Here is a 10,664-nt window from a genome sequence, read left to right as displayed (position 1 = left end):
CACAAGAATCATATACAGAACAGTTCCGCTTCCAATACTTAACAAAGTGCTTTTTTTCCATTTGTGGATCAGAATAATAAAAACAATCGCAATTGCTTCCGGTATACCATAATTTCCGCTTCCCGGTACATCTTTCAGGCAATATATCACCAGAAGCCCGATTGCAGCATACGGAAGGACAGTTCCCAGATACTTCACATACTCCGGTGGATTTTTACCCTCCGGAAAGATAATAAAAGGAAGAAAACGTGTTGCCATGGTACCCAGCACAGCTGCTGCTATGGTAATGATCGCCTGCGTCGTTGTCATAGTCATCTGATTTCCACCTCTCTTTCTTTCCATTTTCTTTCAAATGTAAAACTGGCAATGATAAAGATCATGGCCGGAACAATGAAATTACTGCTTCCAAAGATCAGAAGGCATATTGCCGTACACCCAAGTCCAATCAGTACAGGTCTGTGATCTGTTGTCTCTTCCCACTGATTTACCAGCATTACCACAAACAGTGCAGTCATCACAAAATCAATACCTGTGGTGTCAAAATGAATCATATAACCAAGAAGGGCACCTCCGGTTGCTCCTGCCACCCAGTAAATCTGATTCAGAAGATTCACAAAAAACATAAACCATACTCTGTCCACGTCTTTCGGTGGTTCTACAGTAAAGTTCACTGAAAATGATTCGTCACACATTCCAAAGATCAGATAAAATTTCTTCCATCCTGTATTCTTATATTTATCCAGCATCGATATGCCATAAAACAGATGCCGTGCATTGACCATCAGTGCAAGCAGAAACGCATAGACCGGATTATATGCTGACAACAGAAGATTGGCTGTAACAAATTCCATGGAACCTGCAAAGATAAACATGCTCATAAATAACGGATATACGAAAGAAAAACCTTTGCTTCTCATCATAAATCCGTAGGATATCCCCAGAAACAGAAAGCCCACACATATGGGCACTGTATAAGGAAAAGCCGCACGAAGTGCCTTTTTCTTCATGTAATCTAATTACTCCTTATTTCTTCATATTCTTAACTATCTTACACCGATTTCTTTGCTTCTGCAACTTAAACCTATCGATTACATATTTTTATAGATATACCACTTATCGCAGTCTTTTATTTTTTCATTTTGCTATTGACATCCTCTCATAATATGTATATATTTTATATATAAAATTTTTATATATAATTATTTTACACATTATCAAAGGAGGAATATCTATGTACTATCCTGTATCTGCACTGTTGATAGAATTCCTTATTCTGTCCATTGTAGAAACCCAGGATTCCTATGGATATGAAATCAGTCAGACTGTAAAGATCGCAGCTGATACCAAAGAATCCACCTTGTATCCGATTCTGAAAAAGCTCGAAAAAAATGGTTATCTGACAACTTATTCGCAGGAATATCAGGGACGTAAACGTAAATATTATTCAATCACTGATTCTGGCAAAACCCAGAGGGAATATCTGAAAAATGAATGGATTTCATACAGAGATACTATTGACGGAATTATCGAAGGGAGGATTCGAAATTGACCAGAGAAGAATATATGACCCAGCTGAAAAAACATCTTCGCAAGCTTCCTTCTGAAGATTACGAAGATGCAGTTGATTACTTCAATGAATACTTCAACGAAACAGATGCCGAAGGCGAGCAGAAACTAATGAAAGAACTCGGTTCTCCCAAAAAAGCAGCCGCAGATCTTATCTCAAATCTTCTTGATAAAAAAATCCAGGAAGAATCAGAAATCAAAAAGACGCCTTCCAGATCCACATTACGCATCGCAGTACTGGCACTTCTGGCAGCGCCTGTTGCAGGACCTCTGCTTGCTGCCCTGCTGGCAGTACTTCTGGCCACTGCGATCACTGTGCTGTCTGTAATTTTCTGCATATTTGTTTTTGCCTTCTGCGTACTGATCATCGGAAGCAAACTGCTTCTGAGAGGAATTGTAGCAATTCCCTATTCTATTCCTGGTGGATGCATGATCCTCGGAACAGGTGTATTCGGAATCGGTGCTGCCATCCTGCTCTGCCTCCTTGGTATTTATCTGAGCAAATGGATTGGCCTTCTTTTCGTCAAAATTGTTCAGCATTTTACCAGAAAGAGAGGTAACTGAAAATGAACAGAACAACAAAAAAATTTCTCATAGCAGGTACTGTTTTATGTGGTGCAGGCCTGATCACATTCGGTGCCGGAGCCCTTACCGGAGGCAAAAAATACGTTGCAACTGCAGATCTGAACGTAATCAGCGGTGATGCCACTCTGCTTTCCAATGACAATCACGCTATTCTGGAAAAAACTGAACTTGACAGCTTTTCTCAGGTGAATGCAGATCTTCGCAACATCGACTTCAACCTCAAACCATCTTCAGATAACAAGGCCTATATTTCCTACAATATAGAAACCTCTGATGGTCTTCTCCCTCTTTCTTATCAGGTATCCGAAAGTGGTGTGTTGAATATTGCAGAATCCAAAGGAAATTCTTCATCTTCCTATATTCATATAGATATTAATTTTCTTCAAATGATGCTTGGACAGACCAGCGTAATTGAAAATGTCAATCAGGCGACACTGTATATTCCCCAAAATCAGAAACTCGATTCTTTTTCCTGCAGAATGGGCGATGGATATCTCAATATAAACACTCTCGACTGCCAGAATATGTCCCTTTCTGATGATTACGGAGACATCACCCTGAAAAATCTGGACATATCTAAAGGTACTGTCACTTCTTCTGACGGTGACATCAGTATCAAAGACAGCCTTCTCAGAAACACTTCTGTTCAGGCAGATTATGGTGACATAAATATTCAGAATACAAGCTGTAACAACGGCGAACTAAAGCTTTCCGACGGAGATCTTACAACTGCCAAAGCTTCCTTCTCCGGCCAAAACACTATTGACAGCAGTCTCGGAGATATTACTCTTGGTATTTCTGCAGATAACCTGAAACAGCTCTCCATAAACGCCGCAACAACTCTGGGTGATCTGAAGATCCCGGAATCTCTGAAAGGCCAGTTAACAGGAAGCGATGATTCCCATGCCTACAGCAGAACTACAGATTCCAAGAATCTTCTGAATGTTACTTCTTCTGATGGCGATATTACAATCACCGAAAAATAGAGGATTTCAATATGGATAAATTAAATTCAGTAAATCAGAAATCTCTGCCTGAACGTACAGCAGATGCCATTGTTTCTATGCTCCACATGGAAAATTATAAAGCCGGTACCAAACTTCCCAATGAACTGCAGATGGCACAGCGTTTTGAGGTAAGCCGGTCCACCATACGTCTGGCAGAACAGTTTCTTGCCAGACAGGGCATACTTGATATCCAGAGAGGCGCCGGAACCTTTGTTTCCTCAAAGCTCGGTGTCTCTGACGATCCCCTTGGTTTTTCTCTTGTATATGATAAGAAAAAACTTACCAGAGATCTTCTTGAGCTGCGTATCATGATCGAACCCAGAGCTGCTGCACTGGCAGCGCAGAATGCCAGCCGAAAAGACTGTGAACTACTTTTTACACTCTGTGATGAACTGGACAACATCGTTCACTCCGGTGAAAATTATATAAAAAAAGATATGGAATTTCACCAGGCAGTTGCCAACTGCAGCGGAAATACCGCCATACACAATCTTATCCCATATATACACCAGATGCAGGCACTTTATGACAGCGTAGCCGGTACACGCCGTCCTCGCGAAACGGCTCCCGAACACCGTGAAATTGCCATTGCCATCTCCCATCATAAAGGTGTGGACGCATACAATGCCATGGAATACCATCTTATCAGTATACGAAAACGCATCGGAAAAGAATAAATACATTAGACAAATTTGTCTGAAATTCATCAAAAAGCCACCGAATTAATTCTAAAAACAGAGGTCATGTTGCGGTGGCTTTTTTATGTTGTTAAGATATGTCTATCCAAAAAACAAACACAAAAACTTCAAAATACAAGTTTCAAAATTTGTCTGAAAAACACAGACGGAGAAAGGACGACATATCATGGAAAAAATAGTATTAGACAGTGCAATTAAATTCGGAGCAGGACGTTACCGTCAGGAAAAAGGACTCCTTGAAGAATGTGGAAAAGAAATCGCCCGCTTCAGCAAAAAAGCATTTCTCTTAGCAGGCCCGAGAGCATTTGAAGCTGTAAAAGACCGTCTCCTTCCGGGAATCAAAGAGGCCGGCGTAGATTATGTTGTGGAAATTTACGATGGTGTATGCAGCTATGAAGCGGCCAGAGAATATACAGACAAATGTCTTGCTGCAGGATGTGATGAGATTGTCGGTATCGGCGGCGGAAAAATTATGGATTTTTCAAAGGCTGTAGGAGAAACTGCAGGTCTCGGAACAGTAAATATTCCTACTTCTATTGCCACCTGTGCCGCTTTCACTACCATGAGTGTCATGTACACCCCGGAAGGCGCCAAGAAAAACTGCTGGCGTTTTGAACACGAAATCGATGCTGTTCTTGTAGATATGGAAACAATCGCCCAATGTCCGATCCGTTATGCAGCTGCCGGAATTCTGGATGCGATGGCAAAAAAAATCGAGATCCAGAACGGTAAGCCTGTAATGACTCTTGATGATAACAAATTCGATCTTTTTACAGCCTATAAAATGGCAGAATATACTTACGATGTACTGGAACAGTACGGTCCGGCTGCCATAGAAGATATCCGTCATGGAAAAGTTACCAAAGCTGTTGAAGACGTTACTTTTATTAACATAGCTGTTACCGGTGTGATCGCTAACATTACCAAAAGCTTCAGTCAGTCTGCTCTCGGTCACATGATGTATGATGGCGTAAGAACTTTCTTCACACAGGAAGCCAAAGATGCCCTTCATGGTGAGATTGTAGCAGTCGCCCTGTTCACTCAGCTTTATTATAATCAGCTCAGTGACAAAAAAGATCAGCTGAAAGAATTTATGCGTGGTATGGATATGCCTCTTACACTCGAAGAACTTGGTGTCCCATGCACAGAAGAAAATCTGAAGATTCTTGAGGATTATCTCATTGATTCTCCTTATGTTGATCCTTCCCCTGAAAGCCTTACAAGGCTTCACGAAGCAATGAAACAGATGAAATAACCAATAATAAAGACCCTTCCTGTACGAATAATTTCACTACAGAAAGGGTCTGTTTATTTATACAGGTATCAGTCGGAAATGCAGTTGATTGCTTCTACTGTTTTTGCATATTCTGCCTCTACTGCTGCCAGCATATCTTCATAACCATCGATTTCTCCACCACGAAGTTTCTCTGTAAGTACTTCACTTGGTTTATAAAGATTATCAAATCCCAGATTCAGGCAGATTCCCTTTAATGTATGTGCCGCTCGAAAAGCTTTTTCTGCTTCTCCTGATGCCAGTGCATCTTTCAGCTCCTGAAAACTTGCATCATCCAGAAATTTAACTGCAAACTTCTTTATCAGAGCTTCACTCCCCAACCTTGACAGCAAACCATCATAATCTGCGCCCATTTTTTCATAACATTCTCTTACTGTCATCGTATTTTCTCCTCTCAATCATCATACATTTCATGAAGTTTCCAGTTCTGCCCCCCCACGGGAGATTCTGCTGCTGAAGATATTTCTCTTTTTACATCTTCTGACATTTCTTCCATAAGGCGGCTGTTTACCTGTTCATATTCTTCAATATCCTTCATAATCTTGTTTTTAAGGATATAGTTCTGCTTACCATTATAATCTGCTTTTACATTTTCCTGCAGCTTGTCTTTTATTTCGGCCAGACACTCCAGCAGAATTGGATTAAATGCACCCTGCTTACCCTGAATAACAGACTCTATTGCTTCTTTTTCCGAAACAGGACTTCCTGTCTTTTCTCCACTGATAAGTCTTTCATAGACATCTGCCAGAGATACAACCTGTGATGCTATTGGAATTTTTTCACCAACCAGCCCGTCCGGATATCCCTTTCCATCATATCGTTCATGATGCCATCTGCATATCTGGTATGCATATTTCACAAGATCCTCATCCTTATATACCCCCATGTTTTCCATCATGGAAGCTCCGATCAGTGTATGTCTTTTTGTTATATTTCTTTCTTCTCTGGTTACTTTATTTTTTCTATTGAGGATCCTGTCATCAATTCCTATCTTTCCAATGTCATGTAACGCAGAAGCATTAATGATCAGGAGTCTGTCAGACCAGGACAGTTCATATTTATCTGTCTTCTGGACCAGCTTTTCGAGAAGTAATCCCGTAATAGTACTTACATTTAGGACATGTGCCTCGCTTTCACCATTATGAAACTCAAGAATCTGATTAAGAATACCTATCATCATTCGGTTATTCTTTTCTTTTTCGTATATCTGACTGGTAATAAGCGTGATCAGGCGTCTCTGTTTCGCATATAACTTAATTGTATTAACTGCTCTCTGCCGTACAACCTTTGCATCAAAAGGACGGTTGATATAATCTGCTACGCCCATTTCGTAAGCCTGACGCACTGTTGATACCGAATCCTCACTGGATATCATAATTACCGGAATATCACTGATCCACTCATACTGGTTCATATACTTCAGAACAGCAAATCCATCCATGACCGGCATTACAATATCAAGCAGAATAAGCGAAATCTCCTGTCCATGCTCTTTCAGTATATCTACACAGATCTGACCATTAACAGCTTCAAGTATCTCAAAGTTCTCACCCAGAATTTCTGTAAGAATCGCCCTGTTCATTTCTGAATCATCGACAATAAGTATCTTTTCTTTTTTGGAGTTTGCAGCTTTCTGAGCTGTCATCTCCTCCATAGACTGTCTGCTTTCTGTCTCCGTAACAACCATATTTTTTCGGTTTTTTGCCTGGTACATATACTGGTCAGCTCTTCGGATTGCTGATTCTATCGTTTCACTTCCTGTAAGTACTCCACCTATACTCACAGAGATTCGGAGCCTGTTGTATCCGGGAACACTTTCAGAATGAATATTCTCCTGGATCTGTCTGAGTTTTTTAGCAAAAATGTTTTCGACAATGTCCGGCATTATCAGCAGAAATTCATCGCCTCCATAACGTACCAGCAGATCTGTTTTACGAATGCATCTTCGTACTACCTTAACAACCGTATTCAGCACCTGATCGCCTGCGTCATGTCCATATATGTCATTATAAATCTTAAAATCATCAAGATCGATCATTGCCACACCGGCTGATATGATTTTATTTTTTAATCTATCCTCGTAATACCTTCTGTTATATGCGCCTGTAAGAGCATCTATATACAGTTCCCTGTCATATCCTGTAAGTTTCTTAATTAAGGCTTCTCTGCCCTCATTATCTACAACTGCATCTTCATCCAGTTCACTGACCATCTCCATAACAAACGGATTACCGTCAATTTCCAGGTATCTGGAAATCACCTGATATATTTTTCCTTCCAAAAATTCAAGCTTTGTTTTCTGTGACTTCTCAAGAAGCGCTTTCCGTGAAGTGCAATTTTCACAACGATGGCTTTTTTTCCAAAAAGTAAAACATTTACATTCTTTTGGTGAACAAATATCACCTGTCGGTATGGCATCTGCCTCCAAAAGACGCACGATTGTAAAGATCTTCCTGAGGTCTTTCTGCATTTCCTCCGCTTCCTGCTGTGTCATTGCAAAATCTGGTTTCATGTAATATTTTCCTTCCATACAACTATACAGTTTATTATAGCATCATAAATTTTTTACGTAAAGAAATTTACCCACAAAATCCAGACTATTTTTGTTATATTTGTTACTGCTAACGGAATGAATAGTAATCTATCTTTTTCTGATTCTTTTCTGTTTTCTGATTTTTCTCAGTTTTCTTCGGTATCTCTGAATACATATGAGTACAAAATATGCCGCCGTACACAGAATTACAGCAATTATAATACTTTTGAAAATATTTCCTGTAATATACGAAACTGTGGATTCATCTTGTTTTATCACATCCAGATCAATATCTTTTGATACTTCTTCTTTATCTTCCACGGCATTCTTTTCTTCTGCTTTTTTTGCAGCTGCCGCTTCAAATCCATAATCCAGCAGTCTGATCGTATCCTCATAATGCGTCATATCGCTTTTCAGCACTACTGCAAGAATTTCCTGCCCGTCTTTTTGAGCAGCCGTTACAAGGGTATTTCCCGCAGCTGACGTATAGCCGGTTTTTCCAGCAAAAGCATAGCCATAGGAATACTCATCACCATTAAGAAGCTGATGTTCCATCTGCAGTGTAATCCCGTCCGGACTGTTTAGAGTAGATGCAATACGGTAATCTTTTGTCGAAGCCACTTTTCTTACCGTCTCATTCTGAAGTGCTGCTCTTGCAATCACCGCCATATCTGCTGCAGTTACCTGCTGCTTTTCATCATTTAATCCGGACGGATTGACAAAATTAGAATCTTTACAGCCAAGCTTTTTTGCCTCTTCATTCATATATTCCGCAAACTTGTCATTGCTCCCTGCCACATATTCTGCCAGCGCATTCGCTGCCTGATTGGACGATTCCAGAATCATGGCATACATACAATCTTTTACTGACAGCTTGTCTCCCGCTTCCAGAAGAAGCGGATTTCCACTTCCCTGTTCCACATCATATATCGCATCATGGGAAAAAATCACTGTATCGTCCAGGTTTCCCCTTTCGGCTGTCACCAGCGCTGTAAGAAGTTTTACAATACTTGCAGGATAAAATTTCTCCAATTCATTTTTTTTATATAAAATATTACCATTGTCCATATCTATTACAACAGCCGCCTGCGATTCTATCTGAGGTTCTGCCACAGATTGTGCATAAACGTTTCCGCACAGAAGAAATCCCATAAGAATCCCGGTCAATACTCTGTATTTTATTTTCATTTTTATATGTTCACTTTCTGTTTCTTTTATGTCTTTAGCTTATCCATGATGACACATTTTTAAGCTCTGACACTATATCATATTTTCTTAATATATATGTAATTTAATCTTAACATATAATTATGATTAAAGTATGATTTTTCGTAGAAATACAAAAATCAGGTAGAACAATCAAAAAGTCTGTGGTAATCTATCCTTAGAACAATACTGAACAGTCAGAAATCCATACTGTTCAGAAAGGAGAACTTATTATGCTTCAGGATGATTATATACTGCGCCAGATTCGTGAAATGGTACGTGCAGTCATGAAAATGTTATTCAATGTAAATGCGCCGGAACTTACCCCCGATGTAATTGAAGACGCAGACGCCAGAACTGTTCTGGAAAATCTGCTGAGTCTTCTGGAAGACGGCAGCATAGATGAAGCCGAAAATCAGCTGTATGAAATGACCTGTGACGGTGACCGCCAGAATCTTGAGATCGGCCTCATTTTTTACTATATTCTTAACGCAAAATCCGATGAGTTTCTGGAAGAAAATAATTTCAGCCGTGAGGAAATCATGACTGGTATTCAGGATCTCGCCGACCGTTATAATTTAAGTGGTATTGCGGAGGCATTTCGTACGGATGTACTGTAGGAACATTACGGAGTAATTTCCTGTTACATAAAAAATGATCCCTGCTGTATGCATGACAGCAGGGATCATTTTTCACTGTTTTATTTTGTCTGTTCAACCTGGATTTCCCCAAGATTTTCCTTTGTTGCGATTTTATATGGCATACGTATATATTTATCATCTATCAGCTGATATTTTTTCGGAAGTTTCGTTCCCATTGTAAGTGAATATGCCAGTTCCAGCATTCCACTTGCCTGTCCTCTTGCATCATTCAGAACAGTTCCCAGCATTTCTCCCTTTTCTACTGCTTCCAGTCCGACAGTAGTTCCATCAATTCCCAGAACTGCTGGCCAGTTTTCTGAACTATTTTCCATGCCTGCTGTTTTTAGTGCATCAATGGCTCCCAACGCCATATCATCATTATTTGCAAGAACCACCTCTATTGAATTTCCAAATTCTTCCAGGAACTGCTTCATCTTATTTGCAGCCTGATCCCGGTTCCAGTTTGCAATTTCATCAGAAAGTTTTTCGACAGTATATCCATTTTCCGTTATTTCCTGAATAACTGTCATGCTTCTGATCAAGGAATCATTATGACTGGCTTCTCCTTCCAGCATAACATACTGAAGAACACCATCATGATTTCTGTCTATTTTATCAAAATTTGTCTCGCATTCGTTAACCAGAATATCTCCCTGAAGTTTTCCTGACTCATAAGCATCTGCACCTACATAATACAGTTTGTCCCATCGTTCAAGATCTTCTTTCACAAGCTCCCTGTTAAAGAAAATCACTGGTACATCACTGGTCTTTGCTTTTTCAATGATAGAAGATGCATCTGTCCTGTCAACCAGATTGATACACGCTATATCCACTCCATCTTCAATAAAAGAATCCAGCTGACTGTTCTGCACAAGCTGATTCTGTTCTGCATTCTGTATTTCCAGAGTAATGGAAATTCCCCAGTCTTTCTCTTTTTCTTTCACATAAGACTGAAACTGCGACATCAGTTCTGATATAAAAGTATCATACTGATCGTAGACACTTATTCCTATTGTCATATTTTTGGGCTGTTCTTCTACAAAATTATTCTGCATTCCACAGCCGCCAAGTGCTGTCATCACTGACATAACTGCCAGTACACTGATATATCTTTTTCTTTTCAATTTACCCCTC

At 39.9% G+C, this 10,664-nt stretch carries 12 protein-coding genes; 6 read left to right on the top strand and 6 right to left on the bottom strand.

The window, feature by feature from the left end:
* Positions 1 to 309 (bottom strand): branched-chain amino acid transporter permease (locus ACTNB8_RS03085; RefSeq protein WP_441052206.1); only part of this gene is annotated, 309 nt, incomplete at its 3' end.
* A gap of 2 nt (positions 310 to 311) precedes the next feature.
* Positions 312 to 1,007: an AzlC family ABC transporter permease gene (locus tag ACTNB8_RS03080; protein WP_441052200.1), complete on the bottom strand. Its 696-nt coding sequence runs from the start codon at positions 1,005 to 1,007 to the stop codon at positions 312 to 314.
* 224 nt (positions 1,008 to 1,231) lie between these two features.
* Here ACTNB8_RS03080 and ACTNB8_RS03075 point away from each other — a divergent pair, with 224 nt between their 5' ends.
* From ACTNB8_RS03075 to ACTNB8_RS03055, 5 genes are all read left to right on the top strand, one after another.
* Positions 1,232 to 1,549: a PadR family transcriptional regulator gene (locus ACTNB8_RS03075; RefSeq protein ID WP_441052198.1), complete on the top strand. Its 318-nt coding sequence runs from the start codon at positions 1,232 to 1,234 to the stop codon at positions 1,547 to 1,549.
* On the top strand, positions 1,546 to 2,130 hold the full coding sequence (locus tag ACTNB8_RS03070; protein WP_441052196.1) for a DUF1700 domain-containing protein: 585 nt from the start codon (positions 1,546 to 1,548) through the stop codon (positions 2,128 to 2,130). The genes ACTNB8_RS03075 and ACTNB8_RS03070 overlap by 4 nt, the downstream gene beginning before the upstream one ends.
* A 2-nt stretch (positions 2,131 to 2,132) precedes the next feature.
* On the top strand, positions 2,133 to 3,137 hold the full coding sequence (locus ACTNB8_RS03065) for a DUF4097 family beta strand repeat-containing protein (protein ID WP_441052194.1): 1,005 nt from the start codon (positions 2,133 to 2,135) through the stop codon (positions 3,135 to 3,137).
* An 11-nt stretch (positions 3,138 to 3,148) separates the two neighbouring features.
* The gene (locus ACTNB8_RS03060) at positions 3,149 to 3,835 is read left to right on the top strand and encodes a FadR/GntR family transcriptional regulator (RefSeq protein WP_441052193.1); all 687 of its coding nucleotides are present in this window, start codon (positions 3,149 to 3,151) and stop codon (positions 3,833 to 3,835) included.
* A gap of 187 nt (positions 3,836 to 4,022) precedes the next feature.
* Positions 4,023 to 5,111: an iron-containing alcohol dehydrogenase family protein gene (locus tag ACTNB8_RS03055; protein ID WP_441052191.1), complete on the top strand. Its 1,089-nt coding sequence runs from the start codon at positions 4,023 to 4,025 to the stop codon at positions 5,109 to 5,111.
* A gap of 68 nt (positions 5,112 to 5,179) precedes the next feature.
* On the opposite strand, the gene ACTNB8_RS03050 is transcribed toward ACTNB8_RS03055, so the two are convergent.
* The 3 genes from ACTNB8_RS03050 to ACTNB8_RS03040 form a co-directional block, all read right to left on the bottom strand.
* Complete coding sequence (locus tag ACTNB8_RS03050) at positions 5,180 to 5,530, bottom strand: Hpt domain-containing protein (RefSeq protein WP_441052189.1); 351 nt, start codon at positions 5,528 to 5,530, stop codon at positions 5,180 to 5,182.
* A 14-nt stretch (positions 5,531 to 5,544) separates the two neighbouring features.
* Positions 5,545 to 7,662, bottom strand: coding sequence for a diguanylate cyclase (locus ACTNB8_RS03045; protein WP_441052187.1), 2,118 nt, complete (start codon positions 7,660 to 7,662; stop codon positions 5,545 to 5,547).
* Between the two features lie 129 nt (positions 7,663 to 7,791).
* Positions 7,792 to 8,871 carry a D-alanyl-D-alanine carboxypeptidase family protein gene (locus ACTNB8_RS03040; RefSeq protein ID WP_441052186.1) on the bottom strand — a complete coding sequence of 360 codons (1,080 nt, stop codon included), beginning with the start codon at positions 8,869 to 8,871 and terminating at the stop codon, positions 7,792 to 7,794.
* Between the two features lie 251 nt (positions 8,872 to 9,122).
* Between ACTNB8_RS03040 and ACTNB8_RS03035 the strand changes: the two genes are divergently transcribed.
* Entirely contained in the window at positions 9,123 to 9,509 is a 387-nt protein-coding gene (locus ACTNB8_RS03035; RefSeq protein WP_441052184.1) for a DUF6483 family protein, read from the top strand.
* 80 nt (positions 9,510 to 9,589) lie between these two features.
* On the opposite strand, the gene ACTNB8_RS03030 is transcribed toward ACTNB8_RS03035, so the two are convergent.
* The gene (locus ACTNB8_RS03030) at positions 9,590 to 10,654 is read right to left on the bottom strand and encodes a galactose ABC transporter substrate-binding protein (protein WP_441052182.1); all 1,065 of its coding nucleotides are present in this window, start codon (positions 10,652 to 10,654) and stop codon (positions 9,590 to 9,592) included.
* Positions 10,655 to 10,664: the final 10 nt, after the last annotated feature.

Origin of the sequence: Blautia sp. HCP28S3_G10 (assembly GCF_052065235.1) — a bacterium.
Lineage (GTDB): Bacteria > Bacillota > Clostridia > Lachnospirales > Lachnospiraceae > Blautia_A.
Note: the sequence above shows the minus strand (reverse complement) of the source record. Positions and strands in the feature narration are given on the sequence as shown.

Coding starts and splice junctions, on each gene's coding strand:
- ACTNB8_RS03035 (WP_441052184.1), top strand. CDS start 9,123: ATGCTTCAGGATGATTATATACTGCGCCAGATTCGTGAAATGGTACGT.
- ACTNB8_RS03065 (WP_441052194.1), top strand. CDS start 2,133: ATGAACAGAACAACAAAAAAATTTCTCATAGCAGGTACTGTTTTATGT.
- ACTNB8_RS03045 (WP_441052187.1), bottom strand. CDS start 7,662: ATGAAACCAGATTTTGCAATGACACAGCAGGAAGCGGAGGAAATGCAG.
- ACTNB8_RS03075 (WP_441052198.1), top strand. CDS start 1,232: ATGTACTATCCTGTATCTGCACTGTTGATAGAATTCCTTATTCTGTCC.
- ACTNB8_RS03040 (WP_441052186.1), bottom strand. CDS start 8,871: ATGAAAATAAAATACAGAGTATTGACCGGGATTCTTATGGGATTTCTT.
- ACTNB8_RS03050 (WP_441052189.1), bottom strand. CDS start 5,530: ATGACAGTAAGAGAATGTTATGAAAAAATGGGCGCAGATTATGATGGT.
- ACTNB8_RS03080 (WP_441052200.1), bottom strand. CDS start 1,007: ATGAAGAAAAAGGCACTTCGTGCGGCTTTTCCTTATACAGTGCCCATA.
- ACTNB8_RS03060 (WP_441052193.1), top strand. CDS start 3,149: ATGGATAAATTAAATTCAGTAAATCAGAAATCTCTGCCTGAACGTACA.
- ACTNB8_RS03055 (WP_441052191.1), top strand. CDS start 4,023: ATGGAAAAAATAGTATTAGACAGTGCAATTAAATTCGGAGCAGGACGT.